This window comes from Serratia sp. AKBS12 (assembly GCF_024793895.1).
Classification (GTDB): Bacteria; Pseudomonadota; Gammaproteobacteria; order Enterobacterales; family Enterobacteriaceae; genus Serratia_F.
Window position 1 is genome coordinate 169782 of the sequence record NZ_JANUSB010000015.1, and the last position, 25652, is coordinate 195433.

Annotated in this window: 25 protein-coding genes and 1 pseudogene; 10 read left to right on the forward strand and 16 right to left on the reverse strand. The window is 55.6% G+C overall.

The features are described from left to right. Positions 1-42: 42 nt before the first annotated feature. Both bcp and NYE85_RS10665 read right to left on the reverse strand, forming a co-directional pair. Positions 43-510: a thioredoxin-dependent thiol peroxidase gene (gene bcp, locus NYE85_RS10660; RefSeq protein ID WP_259004704.1), complete on the reverse strand. Its 468-nt coding sequence runs from the start codon at positions 508-510 to the stop codon at positions 43-45. Positions 511-512: 2 nt separating this feature from the next. Continuing rightward, a complete protein-coding gene (locus NYE85_RS10665; RefSeq protein WP_259004705.1) occupies positions 513-1076 on the reverse strand; it encodes a glycine cleavage system transcriptional repressor in 564 nt (187 codons plus the stop codon). A 142-nt stretch (positions 1077-1218) separates the two neighbouring features. Here NYE85_RS10665 and dapA point away from each other — a divergent pair, with 142 nt between their 5' ends. From dapA to NYE85_RS10695, 6 genes are all read left to right on the forward strand, one after another. Continuing rightward, positions 1219-2100, forward strand: a complete 882-nt coding sequence (dapA, locus tag NYE85_RS10670; RefSeq protein ID WP_259004707.1) for a 4-hydroxy-tetrahydrodipicolinate synthase — start codon at positions 1219-1221, stop codon at positions 2098-2100. 16 nt (positions 2101-2116) lie between these two features. Next, positions 2117-3169 carry an outer membrane protein assembly factor BamC gene (gene bamC, locus NYE85_RS10675; RefSeq protein WP_259004708.1) on the forward strand — a complete coding sequence of 351 codons (1053 nt, stop codon included), beginning with the start codon at positions 2117-2119 and terminating at the stop codon, positions 3167-3169. A gap of 190 nt (positions 3170-3359) precedes the next feature. Continuing rightward, entirely contained in the window at positions 3360-4073 is a 714-nt protein-coding gene (purC, locus tag NYE85_RS10680) for a phosphoribosylaminoimidazolesuccinocarboxamide synthase (RefSeq protein ID WP_259004709.1), read from the forward strand. 153 nt (positions 4074-4226) lie between these two features. Further along, positions 4227-5087 (forward strand): neutral zinc metallopeptidase, encoded by an 861-nt coding sequence (locus NYE85_RS10685; RefSeq protein ID WP_259004710.1) that lies wholly within the window; start codon positions 4227-4229, stop codon positions 5085-5087. A gap of 162 nt (positions 5088-5249) precedes the next feature. Continuing rightward, positions 5250-7277: a tRNA(Met) cytidine acetyltransferase TmcA gene (locus NYE85_RS10690; RefSeq protein WP_259004711.1), complete on the forward strand. Its 2028-nt coding sequence runs from the start codon at positions 5250-5252 to the stop codon at positions 7275-7277. Between the two features lie 122 nt (positions 7278-7399). Next, the gene (locus NYE85_RS10695) at positions 7400-7711 is read left to right on the forward strand and encodes a hypothetical protein (protein WP_259004713.1); all 312 of its coding nucleotides are present in this window, start codon (positions 7400-7402) and stop codon (positions 7709-7711) included. A 214-nt stretch (positions 7712-7925) separates the two neighbouring features. Here the strand turns inward: NYE85_RS10695 and NYE85_RS10700 are convergent, their stop codons facing one another. The 4 genes from NYE85_RS10700 to NYE85_RS10715 form a co-directional block, all read right to left on the reverse strand. Next, positions 7926-9293, reverse strand: coding sequence for an efflux transporter outer membrane subunit (locus NYE85_RS10700; protein WP_259004714.1), 1368 nt, complete (start codon positions 9291-9293; stop codon positions 7926-7928). Positions 9294-9296: 3 nt separating this feature from the next. After that, positions 9297-11234 (reverse strand): MacB family efflux pump subunit, encoded by a 1938-nt coding sequence (locus NYE85_RS10705; RefSeq protein ID WP_259004715.1) that lies wholly within the window; start codon positions 11232-11234, stop codon positions 9297-9299. Continuing rightward, the gene (locus NYE85_RS10710; RefSeq protein WP_259004716.1) at positions 11231-12412 is read right to left on the reverse strand and encodes an efflux RND transporter periplasmic adaptor subunit; all 1182 of its coding nucleotides are present in this window, start codon (positions 12410-12412) and stop codon (positions 11231-11233) included. Before NYE85_RS10710 ends, NYE85_RS10705 begins: the two co-directional genes overlap by 4 nt. A 616-nt stretch (positions 12413-13028) precedes the next feature. Then, positions 13029-13256 carry a hypothetical protein gene (locus NYE85_RS10715; protein ID WP_259004717.1) on the reverse strand — a complete coding sequence of 76 codons (228 nt, stop codon included), beginning with the start codon at positions 13254-13256 and terminating at the stop codon, positions 13029-13031. Positions 13257-13955: 699 nt separating this feature from the next. On the opposite strand from NYE85_RS10715, the pseudogene NYE85_RS10720 reads away from it, so the two are divergent. Then, a pseudogene (locus tag NYE85_RS10720) lies at positions 13956-14078 on the forward strand (IS6 family transposase); the annotation flags it as partial. A 220-nt stretch (positions 14079-14298) separates the two neighbouring features. Then, on the forward strand, positions 14299-14988 hold the full coding sequence (ypfH, locus tag NYE85_RS10725; protein WP_259004718.1) for an esterase: 690 nt from the start codon (positions 14299-14301) through the stop codon (positions 14986-14988). 28 nt (positions 14989-15016) lie between these two features. Here the strand turns inward: ypfH and NYE85_RS10730 are convergent, their stop codons facing one another. The 6 genes from NYE85_RS10730 to NYE85_RS10755 form a co-directional block, all read right to left on the reverse strand. Continuing rightward, complete coding sequence (locus tag NYE85_RS10730; protein ID WP_004959994.1) at positions 15017-15205, reverse strand: YpfN family protein; 189 nt, start codon at positions 15203-15205, stop codon at positions 15017-15019. Between the two features lie 2 nt (positions 15206-15207). Then, complete coding sequence (locus NYE85_RS10735) at positions 15208-15882, reverse strand: M15 family metallopeptidase (protein WP_259004719.1); 675 nt, start codon at positions 15880-15882, stop codon at positions 15208-15210. Continuing rightward, positions 15879-17006 (reverse strand): succinyl-diaminopimelate desuccinylase, encoded by a 1128-nt coding sequence (gene dapE, locus NYE85_RS10740; RefSeq protein ID WP_259004720.1) that lies wholly within the window; start codon positions 17004-17006, stop codon positions 15879-15881. The genes NYE85_RS10735 and dapE overlap by 4 nt, the downstream gene beginning before the upstream one ends. Next, positions 17003-17368, reverse strand: coding sequence for an ArsC family reductase (locus NYE85_RS10745; protein WP_259004721.1), 366 nt, complete (start codon positions 17366-17368; stop codon positions 17003-17005). Before NYE85_RS10745 ends, dapE begins: the two co-directional genes overlap by 4 nt. Before the next feature lie 502 nt (positions 17369-17870). After that, on the reverse strand, positions 17871-18302 hold the full coding sequence (locus tag NYE85_RS10750; protein ID WP_259004722.1) for a GNAT family N-acetyltransferase: 432 nt from the start codon (positions 18300-18302) through the stop codon (positions 17871-17873). A 9-nt stretch (positions 18303-18311) separates the two neighbouring features. Continuing rightward, entirely contained in the window at positions 18312-18791 is a 480-nt protein-coding gene (locus NYE85_RS10755) for a tetratricopeptide repeat protein (protein WP_259004723.1), read from the reverse strand. A 215-nt stretch (positions 18792-19006) separates the two neighbouring features. Between NYE85_RS10755 and ypfM the strand changes: the two genes are divergently transcribed. Next, positions 19007-19066 carry a protein YpfM gene (gene ypfM / locus NYE85_RS10760; RefSeq protein WP_100396732.1) on the forward strand — a complete coding sequence of 20 codons (60 nt, stop codon included), beginning with the start codon at positions 19007-19009 and terminating at the stop codon, positions 19064-19066. A gap of 113 nt (positions 19067-19179) precedes the next feature. Here ypfM and acrD read toward each other — a convergent pair whose 3' ends face one another. After that, positions 19180-22314 carry a multidrug efflux RND transporter permease AcrD gene (gene acrD / locus NYE85_RS10765; protein ID WP_259004724.1) on the reverse strand — a complete coding sequence of 1045 codons (3135 nt, stop codon included), beginning with the start codon at positions 22312-22314 and terminating at the stop codon, positions 19180-19182. Positions 22315-22570: 256 nt separating this feature from the next. On the opposite strand from acrD, the gene NYE85_RS10770 reads away from it, so the two are divergent. Then, positions 22571-22849 (forward strand): helix-turn-helix domain-containing protein, encoded by a 279-nt coding sequence (locus NYE85_RS10770; protein ID WP_259004725.1) that lies wholly within the window; start codon positions 22571-22573, stop codon positions 22847-22849. Positions 22850-22875: 26 nt separating this feature from the next. Here the strand turns inward: NYE85_RS10770 and NYE85_RS10775 are convergent, their stop codons facing one another. From NYE85_RS10775 to NYE85_RS10785, 3 genes are all read right to left on the reverse strand, one after another. Further along, positions 22876-23505 carry a response regulator gene (locus NYE85_RS10775; RefSeq protein ID WP_259004727.1) on the reverse strand — a complete coding sequence of 210 codons (630 nt, stop codon included), beginning with the start codon at positions 23503-23505 and terminating at the stop codon, positions 22876-22878. Between the two features lie 128 nt (positions 23506-23633). Then, the gene (gene narQ, locus NYE85_RS10780; protein ID WP_259004729.1) at positions 23634-25316 is read right to left on the reverse strand and encodes a nitrate/nitrite two-component system sensor histidine kinase NarQ; all 1683 of its coding nucleotides are present in this window, start codon (positions 25314-25316) and stop codon (positions 23634-23636) included. Continuing rightward, positions 25306-25527 (reverse strand): hypothetical protein, encoded by a 222-nt coding sequence (locus NYE85_RS10785; RefSeq protein ID WP_259004730.1) that lies wholly within the window; start codon positions 25525-25527, stop codon positions 25306-25308. The genes narQ and NYE85_RS10785 overlap by 11 nt, the downstream gene beginning before the upstream one ends. Positions 25528-25652 lie beyond the last annotated feature (125 nt).

A 25652-nucleotide genomic window follows, 5' to 3' on the forward strand; every position in this document is an offset into this window, starting at 1 on the left:
CACCTCGAACGAGGTGGTTACGGATTTCCGACCGGCGACGACTCAGTGCTCTTGCAGGTAGCCCAGCACGATATCGTGGTGATTGGTGGTTTTGAAATCATCAAACACCTTTTCAACCTTGCCGTTGGGGTCGATCAGGAAACTGATGCGGTGAATGCCGTCATAGGTCTTGCCCATGAAGGTTTTCTCGCCCCAGACGCCAAACTGCTGTGCTACCTGATGATCCTCATCGGACAGCAACGTGAAGTTAAGCAACTCTTTCTCGACAAAACGGGACAGTTTTTCCGGTTTGTCGGTGCTGATGCCAAGTACTTCGACACCGGCCTTTTTCAATTCGTCCATATTGTCCCGCAGGCCGCAGGCTTGCACGGTGCAGCCTGGCGTCATTGCCTTGGGATAAAAATAAACCAACACTCGCTGTCCCTGGAAGTCGGCCAAACTAATTTCCTCGCCGTCCTGGTCGAGCAAACTAAATTTTGGCGCTGTATCACCGGCTTTCAATGGGCTCATCACTACTCTCCATCTTTCTCGTCATGCTGTGGATAGTTCACAACGCTAATACTGCCTTGCGCATTCAATTCTGTACATAGGCGATGAAAGGCTTGCTCAATATTTGATGCCGCCTGGTTGCCGGAGCTGTGTGCGGTGATCTGAATATAAAGCTGTGGCGACCGGTCGTCGTCGGCCGGCTGGGTGCGCGACACCAATTCGGCGATGTTCATCTGGCTGGTGTCGAACAGATCGGTAAAACGCTCGATGATATGCGGGGAGTCCTTGACTTCGACCTGCACCCACACGGTGGCCGGCATTGGCGGCCGTTCATGTGAATTTGTGCGTTTCATCACAATCAGCAGATCGAGCTCGGCGCCTTTTTGCGGCAGCGTGGATTCGATCAGCGTGATGGCGTTCCAACTGCCGGACAGCAGCATGATAAAGGTGAACTCTTCGCCCAACATGGCCAGACGGCTATCTTCAATATTGCACCCGCAGCTGCTGACGTGGCGAGTGATGGTGTTGACGATACCGGGGCGGTCTGCGCCGAGCGCGGTAATCACCAGATAGTGTTCATCTGACATGGAGGTTCCTGCATACTAAAAGGGTATATCAAGGTAAACATAAAAAAAACCGCCTGCCAAGCGCTTACAACACCGTTGTTTGCTTGCTTTTGGATAGGCAGCAAAAGTACCATGAGTGACTTGTTTGTGGAGGGGACGGCCAATGTTTACGGGAAGTATAGTTGCACTGGTTACGCCGATGGACGCCAAAGGCGCGGTCGATCGTGCGAGCCTAAAAAAACTGATTGATTATCATGTCGCCAGCGGAACCTCGGCAATCGTATCCGTAGGCACCACTGGTGAATCCGCAACGCTTGCCCATGATGAGCATGTGGACGTGGTATTGCAGACGCTGGAACTGGCCGATGGCCGCATTCCGGTCATTGCCGGCACCGGTGCCAATGCCACCGCTGAAGCGATTTCATTGACCGAACGTTTTAACCATAGCGGCGTTGCAGGTTGCCTGACGGTCACGCCTTACTACAATAAACCGACCCAGGAAGGGCTGTATCAGCACTTCAAGGCTATCGCCGACAGCACCGACCTGCCGCAGATTCTGTACAACGTGCCTTCGCGCACCGGCTGTGACATGCTACCGCCGGTGATTGCGCGTCTGGCCAAAATCAAAAATATTGTTGCCGTTAAAGAAGCTACGGGGAACTTAAGTCGTGTTAGCCAGATCCAAGTGCTGGTTGATGATGAAGACTTCATCCTGCTGAGCGGCGACGACGCCAGCGGTCTGGACTTTATGCAACTGGGTGGCAAAGGGGTTATCTCCGTTACCGCCAACGTGGCGGCGCGCGAAATGGCGCAGCTTTGTCAACTGGCGGCGCAGGGCAATTTCGCCGAAGCACGCCGACTAAATCAGCGCTTGATGCCGTTGCATCAGGATTTGTTTGTAGAAGCAAACCCAATTCCGGTGAAATGGGCCTGCAAGGCATTGGGATTGATGGCAACCGATACGCTGCGTCTGCCAATGACGCCGCTGACCGACGCCGCCCGCCCGGTGGTGGAGCGCGCGTTGAAAAGCGCCGGTTTGCTGTAACTCTAAGGGAAATTTGATGGCTTATTCATTGCAAAAGTCGACGGTAGCAAAAGTCGTTGGGATCTCGCTGGTAATGATGCTGGCGGCTTGTTCCAGCGATCAGCGTTACAAACGCCAGGTAGGCGGCGACGAGGCTTATCTTGACGCAGCGCCGCTGAAGTCGCTGAACGCGCCGGCCGGCATGATTTTGCCGATTCAGAATGGTAACTACGACGTTCCGCCAGTTGCCGCCAAAGGCGCCTATGGCAAGCAACTGGACATTCGTCCGCCGGTGCAGCCACTGGCATTGCTGAGCGGTTCACGCGCGCAATACGCCGGCGACAGCGGCACGCTGCTGCTGGAAAACAGCCCGCAGAACCAGAACCTGTGGTCGCGGGTGGTCAGCATGCTGCAAGCCAAGAACATTCCAATCGCTTCACGCCAGGACGCCGGTCAGAGCCTGACCACCGACTGGGTGAAGTGGAACCGTCTGGATGAAGACAATCAGTATGAAGGTCGCTATCAGATCAGCGTACAGCAGCAGGGCTATCAGCAGGCGCTGATCGTAAAATCGGTCGGCCTGCAGCAGCAGGGCAAAACCGAACCGGTGACCGATGCCTCGGAAATCCAGCGCTATAACGGCATGATGATGAACACCATCACCGAAGGCCTGGACAAGCAGGACAATCTGGCGAGCAACCAGAACGCCAACCGTTTTGGTGCGCTTGACGTGCAGAGCGGTGCTGACGATACCGGCCTGCCGGTGCTGATCGTGCGTGCGCCTTACACCGTGGTATGGGATCGCCTGCCGCCGGCGATGGAAAAACTGGGGATGAACGTGGGTGACCGCAGCCGTCCGCAGGGCACCGTCGCAGTGACCTATAAACCGCTGAGCAGCGGCGATTGGGACGCCTTGGGCGTGAAGGATCCGGAGCTGTCCGCCGGGGATTACAAATTGCAGGTCGGTGATTTGAATAACCGTACCAGCCTGCAATTCATCGACTCGAAAGGCAAGCCGCTGACCCAGTCGCAGAACGACGCTCTGGTCGCGGCCTTCCAGGCAGCGTTCAGCCAGACCAGCGCAAAATAACCATAAAGGGGCTTCGGCCCCTTTTTGTTTTACGAATACGGTATCGTTTGCGTGGCAGGTTTGGCACAATATATCCATGCCTGTGATTAAAGAATTCGTTGTATCAATTTTATACTCAATCGATTGCAAGCGACGGCCTACAGCGCTGTCGTTTGAAAGATGAAGAGTAATCTTTTATTGGAGTAACAAGATGCAAAAAATAGCTGAGCTGTATCGCGGGAAGGCGAAAACCGTCTACACCACCGAAAATCCCGATTTGCTGGTGTTGGAGTTCCGCAACGATACGTCAGCACTGGATGGTCAGCGCATTGAGCAGTTCGATCGCAAGGGGATGGTGAACAACAAATTTAACCACTTCATCATGAGCAAGCTGGAAGAAGCCGGCATCCCGACGCAAATGGAACGCCTGCTGTCTGACAACGAAGTGCTGGTGAAGAAGCTGGACATGGTGCCGGTCGAATGCGTGATCCGCAACCGCGCAGCCGGTTCGCTGGTGAAGCGTCTGGGCATTGAAGAAGGCCTGGAGCTGAATCCACCGCTGTTCGATCTGTTCTTGAAGAACGATGCGATGCACGATCCGATGGTAAACGAATCCTATTGTGAAACCTTCGGCTGGGTTGGCAAAGAGCACCTGGCGCGCATGCGTGAGCTGAGTTATCAGGCCAACGAGGTGCTGAGCAAGCTGTTTGACGACGCCGGACTGATCCTGGTGGATTTCAAACTGGAGTTTGGTCTGTTCAACGGCGAAGTGGTGCTGGGCGACGAGTTTTCGCCGGATGGCAGCCGCCTATGGGACAAGAACACCCTCGATAAAATGGACAAAGACCGCTTCCGCCAAAGTCTGGGCGGGCTGATTGAAGCCTATGAGGAAGTGGCGCGCCGCATCGGCGTGAAACTGGACTAAACCCCGCGCATTATCCGGGGCGGCCTTGCTGCTCGCCCCGTCATTTTTTCATTTCCAGCAAATTTCTGCCTTTCCTCCGCCAACAAGCATTTATAATGGCAATCAGTGGGCGAGTTTCCTACGATTATTAAAAACCTACACTGGAGTTTATTTATGCGTTGGCAAGGGCGTCGAGAAAGTGACAATGTTGAGGATCGTCGCGGGCAGTCTTCAGGTTTGGGTGGCGGCGGTTTTCGGCCGCCGATTCGCGGCAAGGGCGGCATTGTGCTGCTGGTGGTGGTACTGGTCGCCGGCTATTATGGCATCGATCTGTCGCCGCTGCTGACCGGTGGCGACGTCTCTCCTACCCAGCAGCAGAGTGCCAGCATCAGCCCCAGGGATGACGAGCTGGCGAAGTTTACCTCGGTGGTGCTGGCTTCCACCGAAGACAATTGGAATGAAGTCTTCCAGCGGATGGGGAAAACCTATCAGCCGCCGAAGCTGGTGATGTACCGCGGAGTGACGCGCACCAGCTGCGGCACCGGTCAGTCGGCAATGGGGCCGTTCTACTGCCCGGGTGACAAAACGGTGTATATCGACCTGTCGTTCTATCAGGACATGAAAGACAAGCTGGGCGCCGGCGGTGACTTCGCTCAGGCTTACGTGGTAGCGCACGAAGTAGGGCATCACGTGCAGAACCTGCTGGGCATCGAACCGAAAGTGCGTCAGATGCAGCAGGGTGCCAGCCAGGTGGAGGTTAACCGCCTGTCGGTGAAAATGGAGCTGCAAGCGGACTGCTTTGCCGGCGTGTGGGGTAAATATGCCGAGAAGCAGCAAATGTTGGAAGAAGGCGACCTGAAAGAGGCGCTGAATGCCGCGCAGGCGATCGGCGACGATCGGCTGCAACAGCAAGGTCAGGGCCGCGTGGTGCCGGACAGCTTTACCCACGGTACCTCCGAACAGCGCTACACCTGGTTCAAACAGGGTTTTGACAGCGGCGATCCAAACACCTGCAATACCTTCGCTTCACGTTAAAACCACCGGCATGCCGGTGGCGGTATTGGCGATTGTCCCCGTTGTCTGACGCACCCGTCAGCGGGGGCGCGAACGGTTGTCGCCTCGATGCAATATCCCTTTGCTGGATGCGCTGTCGGCGATGCGTTCGCCGAGCTTCCTGAATGCGGGGCTGGAAAAATGATGTTACAGACAACGCAACGGCTGATGCAGCAACAAGGTATCCGTCGACTGCTGGTACTGAGCGGCGACGCGCAGTGGTGTCGGCAGCAGGCGCAACAATTGGTGGCCAGCCTGCCAGGCGATTGGCCGTGGGTGGGAGACGACGTACCGGACGGCATGGCGGCCATTACTGGCGGGGCGGTACGCTCTCTGCTGGGGCAAGAGCGGCTGCACGCGGTGTTTGATGCTGCCAACGGGCTGGACGTTGAGGCGCTGGCGCAGTTGGCTGGCGTATTGCGGGCCGGCAGCTGGTTAATCTTGCTGACGCCGCCATGGAGCCTGTGGCCGCAGCGGGCAGATGCCGACAGCCTGCGCTGGAGCGATTGCCCGCAGCCGATAGCCACGCCGAACTTTATTCATCACCTGCAACAGCAACTGGCGGCAGACGCCGAAGTCAGCCACTGGCAACAGGGGCATGCACCGCAGTTTGCCGCCTTACCGCCGCGAGCCGTCTGGCAGGCGCCGGACGGCACACCAACCGCCGAACAGCAGACGCTGCTGGCACAATTACTCACCGCCGAGGCCGGCATCTGGGTGCTGACTGCGGCGCGTGGCCGCGGCAAGTCTACGCTGGCCGGCATGCTGGTCACGCATTCACCGTTCAACTGCTGGATCACCGGCCCCAGCCGTGCAGCCACCGAGGTTGCAAGCCAATGGGCGCAGGGGCAGGCGCAGTTCTGGGCGCCGGATGCCCTGTTGGCGCATTGTCGCGAACGGGGGGCGCCGCACGTCGATTGGCTGCTGGTAGATGAAGCGGCGGCGATCCCCGGCCTGCTGTTGCAACAGTTGGTCAGTTATTTCCCACGGGTATTGTTAACCACCACCGTCCAGGGCTATGAGGGCACCGGGCGCGGCTTTTTGCTGAAGTTCTGCGCGGCTCTGCCGCAATGGCAGGCGCTGACGCTCAGTCAACCGATGCGTTGGGCGGCAGGCGATCCGCTGGAGCGGCTGATTGATAATGCCTTGCTGTTTCACGAGCTAGCGGCCTGGTCAGCGCCAGAGCAAACGCCGGTTTTGCGCATGCTGGAGCAGCCGCAACTGTGCGCCGATGCGCGATTGCTACGCCGTTTTTACGCGCTGCTCAGCAGTGCGCATTATCGGACCTCACCGCTCGATCTGCGTCGATTAATGGACGCGCCAGGCATGCATTTCAGCGCGGCATTATTGGCAGACGAGGTGGTGGGGGCGCTGTGGCTGGTGGACGAAGGCGGTTCGAGCAATGCGCTGGCACACGATGTGTGGGCCGGGCGACGACGGCCGCGCGGTAATCTGGTGGCACAATCGCTGGCGGCACACAGCGGCCAGTGGTGGGCGCCGACGCTGCGCGCTCGCCGTATCAGCCGCATTGCGGTACTGCCCGAACTGCGGCAGCAGGGCATCGCGCGTCAGCTGATTGAACAACAGCGCCAGCAGGCACGGGGGCTGGATTACCTCTCCGTCAGCTTTGGCTATACCGAGCCGCTGTGGCGTTTCTGGCGCGCCTGCGGCTTTGAGCTAGTACGCATCGGCAGCAAGCCGGAGGCCAGCAGCGGCTGCTACAGCGCGATGGCGCTACTGCCGCTCAGCGAGCAGGGCGAAGCGCTGTGCCATGCGGCACACAAGCATTTGACGCGTGACTGGCGCTGGCTACGGCAGCGCATCGATCTGGCACTGGACATCCCCGGTGACGACGGTGACCCGTTGCTTAACGAAGCCGACTGGCGCGAACTGGCCGGTTTTGCCTTTGCCCACCGTCCGCTAGAGGCTAGCCTGGGCGCCTTGCAGCGGTTATTGCTGTCCAGCTGTCTGCCATTGCCGGCGTTGCGCATGCATCTGCAACGGCAACAGACGGTAGCACAATGCGTCGCACAGACCGGCGTCAGCGGTCAGAAGGCATTGCTGCGCCAATGGCGGCAGGAGGCCGGGGAGGGGCTTGAGCAGCTACAGCCGCAGCACTGCCGGCAGTGGCGCGAATGGGCGCTATCATCTCCCACCGAGTCATTGCAATAAATGGAAAGACTTGTTCAATTTACCGCTGGGGCGTGAGATGCTGAAGTTTGCAGAGAAAGTCGATCCCGATCAGGTGTATGAGGATATCGCGCAGTTGGTTGCGGACCCTAAGGGCGTTCTTGATGCTCTCCGCTAGACCAGGGGGGCGGTTCGGAAGATGGCTGGCAGTATTTGCGACGGTAACCAATGAAAATCCATCCTGGCACCGGTTAAAAGAGACCGGCGAAGGTTTTGACTATTCTCAACCTCTGGCTGAGAAGAAAAGCCAAAGCGCAAAAAGAGTCGTTACAGCCATCGAAAACCGATCTGGAAAAAGCGAAAATTGCCGTTCCTCACACCGTGAAGGGCTGAAAAAGGCCGGGCGGATGTCCCCTGGCACGCCGGAGAAGATGAAAAAAATAGAAGAATATAGATTGCGGCTGGCATGTATTTGATTGTTTCTCCAGGAACAAAGCGGCATCACTAAAGCCGCTTCTACCTGATGCCAGGAATGATCTGATAAAAACGAGACAGCCATTGCAAACGACGCTGGTTCGCAGCTATTACGGTCCCAGACAGCGTATCAGGCCAGGAGCTTCAACTAACGTTTTGCTTAATGGACAGTTGAACATTCTGACCATGGGCATTGCATATTGGCTTTGATGCAAACTAACAACACTCTCCGCCAAATTCCAGATAGATTTTCGCCAGGTTCTGATACTGATTGAAACGATTTTCATCCAGCGCCAGCTCCGCCTGACGGCGCTGTTCCTGCGCATTCAGCCAATCAGTGATGGCTACCGCGCCTTGTCGGTAGCGCACCTCGTTCAAACGTTCTGATTTGCGCGCTAGTGTCAATGCTGCCCGTAGACGCGCCTCCTGTTCCATTAGTTGTGCACGCAGTGACAGAGCGTCCTCCACGTCGGACATCGCCTTGTACAGGGACTGCCTGAACGTCAATACTCGCTGCTTATAATCGTTGTGAGCAATGTTGATGTCCAGGTTCATTTGCCGCCATTCGAGAAACGGTAACGTCAGGTTGGCACTTACTGAGCCAATAGGATTACGCAGAAACTCCAGCAGTTCGTTACTGCTGCTACCCAGGGAGCCGGTCAGGCTAAAGGCTGGATAATACTGGACGCGTTTTATGTCGATGTTGGCCAGCGCTTCACGCAGTCGCAATTCTTTGGCGCGGATATCCGGTCGGTTGCTCAGCACGCTGACCGGAATCCCACTTTTGATGTGCGGCAGCGGCCGCGCCGACAAACGAACGGGTTCCACTACCGTGTTACCTGGCGGGGCGCCCAGTAACACCGTTTGCTCATTCAGCGCCTGCTGACGATCGCGATGCAGCGTCAGCAGACGGTTTTCCTGCGTCAGCAAATTTTGTTCAGCGTTCACTACGTTCAGCGCCGAGATACTGCCAGCGTGATAACGGGCAGTGGCCAGTCGTAGCGTGTCTTTAGCATAGGCGATACTTTGTTGAAAAATTCCGATCTGCTGATTGATAAAGCCAATTCGCCAGTAGTTGTTACTGGCCTCAGCTATCAGAGTCAGCCGTGCGGCCCGCAAATCCTGTTCGGTAGCCTGGCTGGCCCACTCAGCAGCATCGCGTTGACGGGCCAGTTTGCCCCACAGATCGACCTCATAGCTTGTATTGAGGCTGGCGCTGCTGGTTTTGTTCCATGCAAACGAATTGGACAGCGAACGCGTGGCACCGCTGTTCATCGTGACGTTAAGGCTGGGTTTTGTACTTATACCGACTCGTTCGGCCTCAAGTCGGGCTTGATACAAGCGCAGTACCGCGACAGCCAGATCGGTGTTGCCAGCGATCACCTGCTGTAGCCAACGTTCAAGCTGGGGATCATGAAAATCGTGCCAGTCGAACGGTATCGGAGTGCTGACGGCATTGGCCTCATACTCCCAGTGCTCTGGGTAACTGACCTGTGGCGTCTGATAATCACTTTTCAGCATATTGCCGCAACCCGTGTTGAGCAGGGTTGCGAGGAATAATGCTAGAGGAGGTAAAATTTTCATGGGTTACTCGTTGGCCAAAGAGGTGACTGGATCCATCCATGCAGCCTTACGGGCGGGGAGATAACCGAAAATCATGCCGATTAAAGTAGAGCAAAAAAATGCTGCTGTGGCGGCCTGCCAGGAATAAATGGCGGTGAGCATGCCCCCTGCCAGCGCCGTAAACAATGCGCTGGCAGCGAACGATAGCGCAATGCCCAATGCGCCGCCGATCAGACATACCAACACCGCTTCGATCATAAATTGCTGCATGATATCGCTTCGTCGAGCACCGACTGCCATGCGTACACCGATTTCATGGGTACGCTCAGTCACTGAGACCAGCATGATATTCATTACGCCGAGACTGCCGACCACCAGCGAGATTGATGCCACCATCAGGATCAGCAAGCTGAGCGTCATAGAGGTATGCTCGATAGACTTGCGAAATTCATCACGGTTGAACAGCATGAAATCCTTCACGCCGTGACGCTGTGTCAACAGTTGAGTAATGGCGCTGACGGCTGCCGCGTTATCGATGCCATCTTTCAGCCGCACGCTAATACTGCTCAGCACCGACTTTCCCACCATGCGGTACATGACTGTGGTGTAGGGCATCCATACGGTGATGCGGTTAGGCGTGTAGTCACGGTTACTTTTAGCGATACCGACCACCCGTGCCGGAACGGAGCCGAGAAACACAATTTGCCCAAGCGGCTCCACGCCAAGGTCACCGAACAGTGCCTGACGAGCATTATCGTCGATGATCACTTCTTGCAGCGCATTACGATCATCGCGGAAGGTCGTACCTTGTACCAAAGTAATGCCATTGACGCGAAAATAGTCACGTCCGATGCCGCTAATCGATGCGCTGGCTGACTTGCTGTTAAACCGGATGATATCTGCAGTGCTGACCTCGGGGCTGACGCTGTCGACGAAGTTTTGCTTCGCCAGCGCATCTGCATCGGCCGGTACCAGGGTACGGATGCTGTCGATGGCATCATCGAAAAAATCGCGCCCAGGATAAATACTGACCATGTTGGTACCCAGCTCCTTGATATTAGCCAAGGTGCGTTGTTTGGCACCTTCGCCCAAGGCCACCACCGTGACTACCGCGGCAATGCCGAAAATAATGCCGGTCATGGTCAGAGCAGTGCGCAAACGGTGTGAGTTCATCGCTTTCAACGCCATTTGCAGCGATTCGTGGGTGCGGTCGAGCAAACTTTGCCAGCCCTTTTGTCGACTACGGTTCAGTAACGGAAGAGGCTGAGAGACTACCGATTTACGCCCGGTATCCGTGACGATTTCCCCGTCCCGCAGTTCAATCACGCGCTGTGCGTGCTGCGCCACGCTTAGGTCGTGAGTGACAATCACTACCGTGTGCCCGCACTGATTCAATTCACTGAGAATTGCCAGCACTTCCTGCCCAGACTGGGAATCCAGTGCGCCAGTGGGCTCATCAGCCAATATGATCTCCCCACCGTTGATCAACGCGCGAGCGATGCTGACACGCTGCTGTTGTCCTCCGGAAAGCTCACCGGGTTTGCGGTGCTCACGTCCTTCCAGTCCCAGCCGGGCAAGCAGTTCGGCCGCTCGTTGACGGCGTGTGTCTCGCTGGCTGTTAGCGTAAATCGCCGGGATCTCAACGTTGCTTTGTGCGCTGAGATCGGGCATCAGGTGGTAGCGCTGGAAGATAAAGCCGATGTGCTCACGACGTAACCTGGCCAACGCGTCTGGTGAAAGGTGGGCAGCATTCTGTCCACCGATGTAATAGTCACCCTGGTCTGGCACCTCGAGGCAGCCCATGATGTTCATCAGCGTTGATTTGCCGGAGCCGGAAGCACCGATGATCGCCACCAGTTCGCCGGCGGCAATGGTCAGGTTGATATCTTTGAGCACCGTTAACGGCTGGCCGCCGTTGGTGTAGGTGCGACTAATGCCTTTTAACTCGATAATGGTATTCACAGGGAAATGTCGTCCTCGCGCGATTCAGTGCTAGGTTGCGACAGCACCACGTTTTCGCCGACCTTCAAACCCGCGAGGATCTGAACATCGACGTTATTGGTAATGCCGGTTTTTACCTCGCGTATTTCCAGTTGATTATCTGGGGTAATTACCTGTACCTGTTGTTTTTTCCCTTCGACTTTACGCACTGCCTGGATCGGCACCAACAGGGTGTTTTTGGCTTCGTCCAGCAGCAAAGAGACTTGTGCGGTCATGGCGATACGCAGATGGTTGTCCGGATTCGGCACATCCAGCAGCGCATTGTAATACACCGAGGCATTCGAGGTGCCGGAACCGGAGACTGAGTTACTGCCGACCAGAGAATCGTCTTTCATCACCGATTCCGGCGCCAGTTCGATAGTACGTAACGTAGCATCGTAGCGCCGGTTCGGCTCCGAGAAGATGGTGAAGTAGGCTTTTTGCCCGGAGGAAATCCGGGTGATATCGGCCTCGGAGATTTGGGCTTTGATGGTCATCACGTTCAGCCGCGCCAGTTTGATGATGGTAGGCGCACTCTGGCTGGAGTTCACGGTTTGCCCCTGCTGAGTAACGATTGCGATGACGATGCCATCCATCGGTGCCAGTACGTGGGTGTAGCTCAGGTCAACCTTTTTCTTATCGACTTCTATTTGTGCCTGTATTAGGCGAGCGTTGAGGGACAACAGTTCGGCACGAGTGATGGCAAGGGTAGCCTCGGAGGACTCAAACTCCTCACGTGAGCTGGCTTCATCGTTCAGCATCTGGCGCTGACGTTTAAAGCGCGACTCCGCCTGCTTCAACTGCGCTCGTTTGGCTTGTAAATCAGCTTTTACGACGTTGAGTGCTGCTTCGGCGATGCGCAAGTCGTTACGTTGCGGCAGGTCATCGATATCAGCGATCGGTTGCCCTTTGGTGACGCGGTCGCCCAGTTTCACCTTCAGTGATCTTACTTGCCCGGATACCTGCGCCCCGACATTAACACGCTCTATTGCATCAAGGTGTCCGGTTGCCAGCACGCTGTTTTCGATGTCGCCTAGTCGTACTGGCGCAGTAACATAGGCTGGAAGTGGTGAACGCTGCAGGTAAATCGCCCCTGTAATCACGATAATGACAAGCAGGGTAGCAACGATAAACATCTGGCAACGAGAAGGGATTTTCATTATTGGAATGAGCCCAAATTTTTGGTCATGTATTCAATGTGTAGAACAGGTGATTACAGGTAATACTCACGTTTGATGAATGTGCCGAAAACCTTGCTGCATATTTCCGCTAACATACGTTCAAAACGTTGCTTCCATGCATATCATAGTCATTTTTATCACCCACAAATGATCCTATCTCGTTAATATGGCAGATTAGTTTAATTTGTAGATTATCCAGCGCCAGGGCGGATACCGGCGTTGTGTATTGCAAGATCAATAACCTGTTCTTTCATACCGGGTTGGTAGGCATGATTAGCGTAATCAAGTTGGAAATCTCGACAACGTGACTGGCAGTGGTAACTCTGGTGTCCAGCCCGATCCACACTTTTAACAGTGTCAATGTGTTCATAAAAGAGATCTTTCGCGTCAAACAAGAGTCATGAGTTCTAACCCGTAAGGTAGAGAATTATACATGCCTGTCTACATATTGAATAGTTGACAAAATTTTCGGCAGTAGCATAAGAAAAAAACCTGAATAATATCTGGTCAACGACAGGAGTTGGTAAAATAAAATAAAGAAACGGCAGGTTTCACAGATAATGCAGTAAAACCTGTCGTTTTCATTGAAAGAAAATTATTTTTTATTGCACTGAATAGTATGGAACAAGGCTTTTCCTCGCCATAATCCCATCGCCTTACCTTTAGCTTCCCCTTGTCCGCCAGCATACACGGTAACTTTATTTAAGGCTTTCCCTGTGTAGCTTTTAGCTGAGCAGGAGTAGTTCGTAGGGTACGCTGCGGATGACGAGAATGAAAAAGCCATCAGTAACGGAGAAATCCAAAGGAGATGTTTAACCTTCATAATTTAAACCTTCTGTTGATAAATGTTATTTTAGCTAGCAGCTAATACTATTTTGGTAGTCGAGCTGCTTGGGGATTAAATTAGCACTGTTAATTAAAAAACACACACAGCAGTAAAGTATTTTTTCATGATTAAATACGATGTTTTCTGTGGCTTAATATGATAAGTCTCATGATTAAATATGATAAAAATGAAAAAAACTCTTAAGCAATGGCCTGGGAGTTGGGCGGGGCGCCACGGGGTACGGATTGTAACCCGCCGGGTAATCTATGAGAGGTTTATGGTTTAATGAAACAGTTATGGTTAGTGTATGCAGATTATTTTGCCATGATATAGATAACAGTTATAAGATAAATAACAAAAAGGTGAAATAAAAATCACAATATACTCTTTTAAGTATCAGTGTGGGAATCTGTTTTCGTAATGATCTTTCATATATGGTTCATTCGTGATGTCGCGAAATATTAATTTATAAATGCTCATCTGTTAATAGACAGGTTTATATAACTCCCGACTTTACGGATTAGGATTCATGACTCTTGTTTGACGCGAAAGAGCCCTTTTGTGGGCACATCGATGTTGTCAAAAAGTTTCCGTCATATTAGTTAAAGCCTGACAGCACTGGTTTTGATACGCATAGGTTCTGTCGCATTAAGGCGTCATCGGATAACATTCTGTTTTTTGTCATGGTGCCTATTCATAACTTTGATTGGAGGTGCCTTTAAGCGCCAGCACTATTCCAGCGATGTTATTGCCCAGTGTATTTGCTGGTATCTGGTTTATACCTTCAGCTTGCGCAATCCCGAAGACAGGAACCGCGAGTCTCTTTGGTTAAGTGGACTTTCCAGTGGTGCTGGTATTGCGCCTGCAGGTAGCGCTTCCACTGCTTCTCACCACAAAAGTGGTCGTGATCGGGCAACGTGCCGAGGCTAAACACGGTCATAGTTGTCATGCAGCAAGTGTGCTACCGTTCTCTGTGCGGCGTATAGTAATGACAGGTGCCGGGCCTGCCCGGCGTATTCGTGCAACCAGGGAGTCTGTGATGAAACACGCACATTTCGTTGTCCAAAGCCCTGCAACGCCGGCTGAGCAATTATTTTTGCTGTTTCATGGCGTGGGCGATAATCCGGTCGCGATGGGCGAGATTGGCAGCTATTTTGCCAAATCGTTTCCCAATGCGCTGGTTGTGAGCATCGGTGGACCACAGCCGTTTGGCCATGGCGCCGGTCGTCAGTGGTTTTCCGTGCAGGACATCACGGAAGAAAACCGCGTCGCACGCATTGCGCAAGTGATGCCAGATTTTATTCAGACGGTGCGCTACTGGCAGCAGCAGAGCGGCATCGGCCATGCTGGCACCGCGCTGGTCGGTTTTTCACAGGGGGCGATCATGGCGCTGGAGGCGTTGAAAGCCGAGGCGCAGCTGGCGGGGCGTGTGGTGGCGTTCAGCGGGCGCTTTGCGCGTCTGCCTGAAGGGCGTTTTGGTGACAGCGTGGTGCATTTGATTCACGGCCAGGATGACGCGACGATTGATGTCGGGCATGCGCAGGCCGCAGCCGAACGAATGCAGGCTAGCGGAGTGGATGTCACGCTGGACGTAGAGCCGGGCGTCGGCCATGGTATCAATCAGGGCATGATGGACAACGCGTTGGAGCGTTTGCACTTTTACGTGCCGCAGCGCTATTGGGATGAAGCGCTGTTTGGTCGGCGCGGTGACCTGATTGCCTTCAAATAAACCTCAGGGCGCATAATGCGCCCTGATGCTATTTCTTTTTCTTTGGCCAGTCGTCTTCGTCATCCCACTGCGCATTATTATCGCGGTGCGGCGGCAATTCCGGCTTGTCGGCCAGGTATTTCTTTACGTCAACGCGACGCAATTCCTTGATCCCACTGACAATCATGCCAACCAGGATCAGCAAGATAATCCACCAGTAATCCGCTAACCATTCCATACTTACACCTTTCCTTCAGGGGAGATAAAACGCGAAAAAATTGCCGGTAAATGGCGTTCAAGCCATTCGGCGCCGGCAACCTCCCTATCTTGCCAGGCCGCCAACAGCAGCGCTGGCGTCAGCAAATGTTCGGCTTCCTGTGCCAGCGGACGATAGCTTAAATGCCAGGGTTCCACCGCAACGCCGTCGCCGTCTTCGGTAAACGGGCGATAAAAACCGAACTCGGCCATGTGCGCGCTTAGCCATTGATCAAGCGCATGAAAATAGCCGCCTTGTTCATATTCCCACGGCTCCAGCTGGAGCTTTTTCCCCGGCGGCAACAGCGTAGGATCGTATACGTCCAGATCGCTGCCCCAGTGGTGGCGGCTGGCGCCCGGCAATGCCGACCAGCGCAAAATCGCTTCACAGCGTTCGCCGGGCGACAGGGAAGCGACGCCGATCGGTTGGCTATTTCTATCTAATACTGGGCGCTCGCCGCAATATTTGCCATTCCAGATCGCCAGTTGCCGATCGAAGTCACGAAAGGTGCTGGCCGGCTGCAAGTCAAAACCGGCTCGTTGCGCGGCCTGCTGCATGGCTACAAAAGCCGCGACCGCCTGTGGTTGCAGACGATGATTGCCGACCAGTGGCGCCAGGTGCGCGGTTGAGCGGCCGGTGAGCATCTCGGCGGTGATCATGCGACCAGTTGCTCCATAATGCGTTGATACATACGGCTCAGCAGTTGCAGGTCAGCAGCGTTGACGCATTCATTGACTTTATGAATGGTGGCGTTGACCGGCCCCAGTTCAACTACTTGCGCTCCCATCTGGGCGATAAACCGCCCGTCGGAGGTGCCGCCGGTGGTCAGCAACTGCGGTGTGAGTTCCGCGTAGTGTTCGACCGCATTGACGACCGCATCCACCAGCGCACCGCGTGGCGTCAGGAACGGTTGGCCGGACAGCCGCCAGTCGATGCTGTAGTTCAACTGATGCCGTTCCAGCAGCTCTTCCACCCGCTGTTTGATCTGCGTATCGGTCAATTCGGTGCTGAAGCGGAAGTTAAACTGCACGAACAGTTCGCCGGGAATCACGTTGTTGCTGCCGGTACCGGCCTGCACGTTGGCAATCTGCATGCTGGTGGGTGGGAAGAATTCGTTGCCGCGATCCCATTCGGTCGCCACCAGTTCGTTCAGCGCCGGCATGGCGCGGTGCACCGGGTTGTCGGCCAGATGTGGGTAGGCAACGTGTCCCTGAATGCCATGGATATGCAAATTGGCGGTGATCGAGCCGCGACGGCCATTCTTCACCACATCGCCGACGCGATCGGTGCTGGAAGGTTCGCCCACCAGGCAATAATCCAGGCGTTCGTTGCGCGCCATCAGCGCTTCCACTACCTTGACGGTACCGTGCGTGGCGCTGGCTTCCTCATCGGAGGTAATCAGGAACGCCAACCGGCCCTGGTGATTGGGGTGGGCGGCGACAAAGCGCTCCGCTGCCACCACCATTGCTGCCAACGAGCCTTTCATGTCTGCCGCGCCGCGGCCATACAGCATGCCGTCGCGGATGGTCGGTTCAAATGGCGGGTTGTCCCAGCGTTTTTCATCGCCGCTCGGTACCACATCGGTATGGCCGGCGAACGCCAACGTTTGGCCTTCGCCGCGCCAGGCCCAGAAGTTTTGCGTGTCTTCGCTGTCCATCGGTTCGATGGTGAAGCCGATGGCCTTGAGACGTTCAACCATGATGGCCTGGCAACCTTCGTCGTGCGGGCTCAGGGAAGGGCGCTTGATCAGCTGTTGCGCCAGTTCGATTACGGGGCAAATCATACGCCTACCTCGGAAATGAATTGCTGATAGCCGTCGGCGCTAAAACCGAGCAGGGCATGGCCGCGACCGTCGTCCAGCAGCGGACGCTTGACGATCGCCGGTTGGGCCAGCATCAGCGCAATCGCCGCCTCGGCGTTGTCGCAGGCGTTGCGTTCGGCTTCGTCCAGCTTGCGCCAGGTGGTGCCGCGGGTATTCAGCAGCGGCTGCCAGCCCAGTTGTTCGACAAAACCGCGCAGCTGCCGTTCGGTCAGCCCGTCAGCCCGGTAGTCATGAAATTGATAGGCCACGCCCTGTTCTTCCAGCCAGCGACGCGCTTTTTTGATGGTGTCACAATTTTTGATGCCGTACATGGTCAACGTCATGGAGTTAAAACCTTTTCTGCCACGAAACACCGAGGGTTAACCGGTGGTAAACCGCCTGCGGCGGCGAAATGAGAGTCAGCGTTCAGCATGCCGAAAAACGGCGGCGAGTTCCACCGTACAATGGTCTTAAAGCGCGGGATGGGTGAAAAAAGCACGCATCTCGTCCAATGGGTCACCGGGTCAGGCGTTCGCTAGCGGCACTGGTGGTTTCGGCATTCGCCGGATTGGTCACCGGCGGAGGAGCGGTTGGACGCGGCGCGGCGGTCATCGACCGCAGTGGCCCAGTTTATATGCCAGCTTCCTTTTGAGCATTAGCCACTCATGATCGACGATCGAGAACATCACCACATCGCGCTAGCAGCCATCCGCGTTGCGTTGATGATTGCTCAGCACACCGTCTTGCCTGGCGCCAAGACGGGCAATGGCCGCCCCTGAAACAGCATTGATCCCGATCGCGAGCGGCATTATTTGACGCCTTCATACGGTAATCCCTATTGATGGTTCAGCGCACATAGCCGCTGTTTTGCAGTCGGGTCAGGGTGGCGCCTTCCGCAAACACCATACCGGTGGTCAGGTCGTGGAAACCGTATCTTTTGTAGAACGCCAGCTTGTCAGGTACCGAATAGATGAATATTTTGCCCAGCGGAGCCAGATCCTCCATGATGCGATCCATCAACTGACCGCCGTAGCCGCGCCCTTGAAAGTCGGGGTGAATGGCGACGTCAGCCAGATAGGCGACGGAAATGCGATCGCTGATGGCATGGGCGGTAGCGATCAGCTCGCCGTCTAGGTAGCCCCAATAGCAGAATTGGTTATTGCCGTAGACCTGTTCGGTGAGCAGCGGATCGCGCTTGCCCAGCCCGGCCGCCTCCAGCAGCTCGGCCAGTCGTTGCCAGTCAACCGGGTAGCGGCGTTGATCGGTGACAATCTCCATGTTTTCTCCTTAGCCGATGCGATCGAGATCGGCGGCATATTGGCGGATCGCCCGTTGGTAACTGCTGATATCGCGATGCGCAGAGGTTTCTGCCAGCAGCAGCAGCAGGTCGGTCACCGCCTGTTTGGTTTCTCCCAGGTTGTACAGCGTCATCGCGCGGAACAGGGTAATCTCTTTGGCCTGCGGGAATTCTGCCAGCCCGTGGTCAAAGGTGGCCAATGACTGCTGATACTGCCCCAGCGCGCGGTAGGTGCTGCCCAGCCCAAGCCAGGCCTCCTGGCGCTGTTGTGCCGGCAAGTCACGGGCCAGCGCCGCCAGATAGCAAGGGATCGCCTGTTGTTCCAGGCCTTGGCTGTCATACAGACAGGCCAGCTGATAATGCAGCACGGGGTCTTCCGGCTGCCGTTGCAACTGCTCTATGGCCAGCTCGGTCGCTTCCTGATAGCGGCCAAGCGCTTTCAACTGCTCGATGGTTAACGTTGCAGGCATAATGACGGCACCTTGGTGTATATATGACGTTTTTGGCACGCTACTACGGAAAAATTGACGGTACAAGGCAAACGCACGCCGGCTTGAGTTGGTGAATAATCCGAAAATGTGCGCCAACCCCGGTTTCATTGGCTGGAACCGTTCCCGAAACGCTTCACTTGGTCAAATAACAGGCGTAGAATTCGCAGCGTTAAATAAGTGAGGTTGTAAAGTTTATGGTAGATCGCGAGTTGGGAAACTGGAAAGATTTCATTGACGAAATGTTGGGCAACTGACGGTTAACAACAAGGCTGGTTCAATTGTTTAGTCTTGAAACCCTCCGGGAACATCCTGCGGATGGTTCTCGATAAAAAGTAGCATCGGTGTGCCGACGCTGCTTTTTTTATGCTTACTCTTCGGTTTTCTCCACCAGCGGTGGCAGCGTTTGCCGACCCGGGAAGCGTCGCCGCACCAGCACAAAGAACAGCGGCACGAAGAAGATAGCCAGCAGCGTGGCAGAAATCATCCCCCCCATGACGCCGGTGCCGACGGCGTGCTGGCTGCCGGAGCCAGCACCCTGACTGATGGTCATCGGCAGTACGCCGAAGATGAACGCCAGCGAGGTCATCAGAATCGGCCGCAGACGCATACGTGCCGCCTCCAGCGTCGCCGCCGTCAGATCCTGTCCTTTTTGATTCAGTTCGTTGGCAAACTCGACGATCAAAATGGCATTCTTGGCGGACAGGCCGATAATGGTCAGCAGACCTACCTGGAAGTAAACGTCGTTTTCCAGCCCGCGCAGCCAGGTGGCGGCCACGGCGCCAATCACTCCCAACGGCACCACCAGCATCACCGAGAACGGAATCGACCAGCTTTCATACAACGCTGCCAGACACAGGAACACCACCAGCAGCGAAATGGCATACAGCGCCGGCGCCTGTGAACCGGAAAGGCGTTCCTGGTATGACATGGCGGTCCATTCCAGCCCAAAACCGTTCGGCAACTGGCTGACCAAGCGTTCCATTTCGTTCATCGCAGTGCCGCTGCTGACGCCGTCGGCCGCTTCGCCGACAATTTCTACCGCTGAGCTGCCGTTATAGCGTTCCAGGCGCGGTGAGCCGTATTCCCAGCGGCTGGTGGCGAAGGCAGAAAACGGCACCATGCCGCCGTTGCCGTTGCGGACGTACCATTTGTCGATATCGCCCGGCAGCATGCGGAACGGCGCTGCCGCCTGTACGTAAACTTTTTTCACCCGGCCGCGATCCACGAAGTCATTGACATAGGTCGAGCCCCAGGCGGTCGACAAGGTGTTGTTGATATCGTCGATGCTGACGCCCAGTGCCTGCGCCTTGCGTTGATCAATATCGATTTGCAGCTGCGGGCTGTCATCCAGTCCGTTGTGGCGCACCCGCGACAACAGCGGGCTTGCCGCCGCCAGTTGCAACAGTTGATCGCGTGCCGCCATCAGCTTGCTATGGCCCAGCCCGCCATGATCCTCCAGCTCCATATCGAAGCCGGACGAACTGCCCATGCCGCTGATTGCCGGCGGGCTGCTGGCGATCACCCGCGCTTCGTTGATGTTGGCGAACGCTTTGGTGGCACGGGCAATAATATCAAACGACGATTCGCCGGAACCGCGCTCGTCCCAATCCTTCAAGCGCACGTACATGCGCGCCACGTTCTGGCCATTGCCGCCCGGGCCCGCGCCGATGGTAGCGAACACCGACAGTACGTCCCGTTGCTCTTTGGTCAGCAGATAGTGTTCCACTTTTTCCACCACCTTGGCAGTCTGCTGCAAAGTCGAACCCGCAGGCAGTTGTACCTGCACGGTGAACACGCCGCGGTCTTCCAGCGGCAGGAACGAGGTCGGCAACTTCAGGAACAGCAACGCCAGCCCGCCAAGCAGCAACAGGTAGATGAGCATATAGCGCACGCTGTGGTGCAGCACCCGCGCCACGCCGCGCTCATAGCGCATGGCGCTGCGGTTGAACATGCGGTTGAACCAGCCGAAGAAGCCGCGCTTACCGTGATGATGCCCTTTAACAACCGGCTTGAGCAGCGTGGCGCACAGGGCAGGGGTGAGGATCATCGCTACCAGTACCGACAGCACCATGGAAGAGACGATGGTGATGGAAAACTGACGGTAGATGGCGCCGGTGGTGCCGCCGAAGAACGCCATCGGAATGAACACCGCCGACAGCACCATGGCAATGCCCACCAGTGCCCCCTGGATCTGACCCATGGATTTTCGGGTGGCTTCACGCGGCGGCAGGCCTTCTTCGCTCATTACGCGTTCGACGTTTTCCACGACCACGATGGCATCATCCACCAATAGGCCGATGGCCAGCACCATGGCGAACATGGTGAGGGTGTTGATGCTGAATCCGCAGGCCGAGAGAATGGCAAAGGTGCCGAGCAGCACCACCGGTACGGCAATGGTCGGGATCAGCGTGGCGCGGAAGTTCTGCAAGAACAGGTACATCACCAGGAACACCAGCACAATCGCTTCCAGCAGGGTTTTCACTACGTCCTGGATCGAGGCTTTGACAAACGGCGTGGTTTCATAGGCTACCTTGGCCTCCAGCCCACGTGGAAAATACTGCGACAGCTCGTTGATTTTGGCCTTCACCAGTTCATCGGTCTGCAATTCATTGGCGCCGGAGGCCAGTTTGATATTCATCCCCGCGGCTGGCATGCCGTTATAGCGGCTGAGGTAATCGTAGTTCTCACCCCCCAGTTCAACGGTGGCAACGTCGCCGAGCGTCACCAGCGAACCGTCCTGATTGACCCTTAAGGTTATCTGGCGAAACTGTTCCGGCGTTTGCAATTGCGACTGGGCGTTGATGGTGGCGTTCAGCGCCTGTTTGTCGATCGACGGCGTTCCGCCAAGCTGGCCGACCGCTACCTGCGCATTCTGCGACTGGATGGCGCCGACCACGTCTCCGGTGGTCAACTGGTAACCGTTGAGCTTGTTGGGATCCAGCCAGATGCGCATGGCGTATTGCGACCCGTAGACGTCCATGCTGCCGACGCCGTTGATACGGCTGAGTGGATCCTGCAGGTTGGACACGATGTAATCGGCGATATCCTGTTTGTCCATGCTGCCGTCGGTGGAGACGAACGCCACCATCATCAGGGTGGTATCGCCAGATTTCGATACCGTTACACCTTGCTGCTGCACCGCCTGCGGCAAGCGTTTTATCGCCGCCTGCAGCTGGTTCTGTACCTGTTGCATCGCCTCGTTCGGGTCGGTGCCGGCGTCAAAGGTCAGCGTGACCGTGGCACGGCCGGTGTTGGTGCTTTGCGACGACATATACATCATGTTGTCTAGCCCGGTCATGTTTTGTTCGATGATTTGCGTAACGGTATTTTCGAGCGTTTTCGCCGAGGCACCCGGATAGTTCGCGCTGATACGCACGTTTGGCGGCGCCAGGTTGGGATATTGTTCAACCGGTAGCGAAAAAATCGCCAAGGCGCCGGTGAGGCAAAGAATAATTGCCAACACCCAGGCAAAAATCGGGCGATCAATAAAAAAATTGGCCATGTAGCGCGAACCTCGTGGTGTCTTGTTCTATCTTTAATTACGCATTAACGTTGCATTATTGGCGGTTGGGAAGGATTCCGACGCTAATGCACTTTACTCGTGAAGCGCGATTAAAGCGTGGAGAAAAAAAGGAGATAATGTAAATAACGGTAGCCTATGCCCGCGCCGGCGGCGAGTTTTGCCAAACAAACGCCATGACAACGACTTATCAGCGTTTGTTAACTAAACCGGCATTAATCTGACGTTGGAGTAAGGAATGGAAATAAACCCGGTATTTGCCCGCCGCCTGTATTTATGCTGGCTGATTAGCCACAGCGAGCGGCCGAATGTGCCACGGCTGATGGAGCTGACCGGCTGGCCGCGTCGCACCTTGCAGGACGTGCTGAAGGCGTTGCCTGGCCTGGGGGTGGAATTGCAGTTTATACAGCAGGGCGTGCGCAATAATGACGGCTATTATCAATTGGACAGTTGGGGGCCGCTCAGCAAGAGCTGGGTCTATCAGCATCATCAGACGCTGCTGGGGGCGATAGCATAACGATCCCCGGCGTGCCGGGGATCGGCTTATTGGCTCTTGTATTCCAGATACATTACCGTAGCGGCCACGCGCGAGCGCACGTCCAGCTTGCGCAGCATATTGCGAATATGCACCTTTACCGTTTCTTCCGAAATGTGCAATTGCATTGCTACCTGCTTGTTTGACATGCCGCGAGCCACTTCCTGCAACACATCCAGTTCCCGTTCGGTGAGATCGGCAAACGGATCGTGCTGTTCGCTACGGGAAGAAAGATAATCCGCCACCGCATCACTGATCACGTTCTCGCCCTCGGCGGCCAGTCGAATCGATGTCAATAACTGCTCCGGCTCGCTGTCCTTTAACAGATAACCGTCGGCACCGGCGTCGATCAGGGCATACACGTCGTTGCGTGCGTCTGACACGGTCAGCACGATGATGCGCGCATCAACGCCGTCGTTACGCAAGGCTTTCAGGGTATCGAGGCCGGAAAGGCCCTTCATGTTCAGATCCAGTAAGATGACATCGGGCGAGTGCTGCGCGGCCAACGCGATGGCGTCGTTGCCATTACTGGCTTCAGCCACCACGGTAAACAGCGGATCCAGCCCCAGCAGCTGTTTAATGCCGCGACGCATCAGCGGGTGGTCGTCGACGATCATCACTCGGTAGTGCTTCATCATGAAAATTGCTCCCTGTAGCGAGTAAAGCCACTCTAACACGGGGTAAACGAGTGGAACTGACTCTCATTTAAAATAGTGGCAATTGGCGCGAACTGCCGTAACGAAAGGGCGTACACCCGTTGTTTATTTTATGGTGGAAACGTCAGACAGACGTCGGTGCCGCCCCGTTCTCCACGTGCTATATGTAATCTTCCCCCCAGACGTGCGGCCCGCTCGCTCATGATCGACAGGCCGTAGTGGCCTTCCGGCTCGTCAAGGCTGTCGATACCACAGCCGTCATCGCTGATACAGATATGGTTGTCGCCGTTGGCGGCCATGCTGCAGTGAATGACAATCTCTTGTGCGTCGGCGTGTTTGATGGCATTGAGCACCGCTTCCCGCACGATTTGCAGCGCATGAACCTGCTGTTGGGCATTCAGCGCCTGCGAGGAAAGTCTACAGTGTAACCGAATCCGGGCGCGGGTTAGCATTTTTAATGGCGCCAGTAATTGCTGTAGAGCCGTATTTAAATCCGCTTCCTGAATGCTCAGACGGAAGGTGGCCAACAGCTCGCGTAGCTGACGGTAAGCGTCGGCCAGCGCACGCTCGAAGTCGGCGATGATCGACTGCGCCTGCGGTGAACCGTCCGCCAGCGTACGTTTCAGCAGCGTCATCTGGATGCGTAAAAAGGTCAGTGCCTGCGCCAGTGAATCATGCAGTTCACGGGCGATGGTGGCACGCTCTTCCATCAGCAGAAACTGCACGTGCTGCTTTTGAGTCCGGTTGAAGTATACGCCGCGGCCGAGCATATTGGCCACGCTCTGCATCAGGTGCGGGTTTGGCATCTGTGCGTCGGTCTGCCAGCTCAACTGCCCCAGCGGCCGGTCTTCCTGCATGATGGTCAGTCGCTGCCAGGCTCGGTCTGCCAGTGCTTCACCGCTGCCGAGCCGCCACTGACTGAAGCTGTCCTGCACATTGAGTTGAATGCAGGGCAATCGCTCGCTATGACGCACGATGCGCAATACCTCTTCAAACGCCTGCTGATCGATCTGCCCCACGCTCAGCGCCTGCGAACAGCTGTACATCACTTCCAGCGTTTTATTGGCCTGTTGCAGGCGCTCGGTTTTTTCCTGCACTTTCTGCTCCAGCGACTGGTAGAGCCGGGACAGATCGCTGGACATGGCGGTAAAGGCTGTCGACAGGACCCCCAGTTCGTTCGGCAATGCAACGTCAAGTGGCGGGTGGTTGAAATCCCGCTGTTGCACTCGCTGGCTGGCGGCCACCAGCTGCTTCAACGGTGCCACCACCTGGCGGCGCATAAAGCGGATGCAGAACAGTACCAGGCCGATAATGGCGATATAGCCCACCACGCTGATGGTGGCAACGATCGCCAGCTTGAGTTCCGAATAGCGTTGCAACGCCAGCACAAATCGATCGATCTGGCTGACGTAGCTGGCGACATTGTCCTGATAGTATTGCGTTTGCCCGTTATGAATCTGCTGTTCCAGCCGTTGCCATGCTTGCAGCAGGGAGAGGTATTTCTCGCGTACCTCTTGCGGCACGTAGAATCGGTCCAGTTTCTGTAATGCTGGCGCCTGCAGGGTATGTTGATAAGCCGCCAGATGCTGTTCCAGCATGGCGTTGTGTTGCGCCAAATCGTAGGCCAGGCGGTAACTTTGCATGCGCAGCGAACCGGCGATATTGACCGCTTCGGCGTCGCGCAGGCTATCGGCAACGGTGGTTAGCGCCAGGCCGGTAGAGAGTACCGACAGCACCACAATGCAGATCAACGCCTTGGCCAGGCTGCTGGTCACTGAACGTTTAACGAGCAAAACGGTTTCCTTCTAGGGTAACGGCATGTGTGGCGATGCCATTCGAAGACAAAACCGGCGCTTTTGCAACAGAAATGCGCTGGCGTGGCGATACGGTACGGTGGGCGACAGGCGGTGAGGCCCCCTCGTTATATACAAAAAGCAATAACGCTTCGGCAGTAAAACGGGCATCAAATGACCTTACAGATGATAAGAGATTGATCTGGCGCAAGCTACCCCCTGATTTACCCCTTTAGGGTGATTATCTACCCCTGAAGTCCAGCCTATTTTAGCCTCACCTACACCAGGGAAAGACCGTTTAAAACAACAAAAAGGCGATTAAATCGCCATTGGATT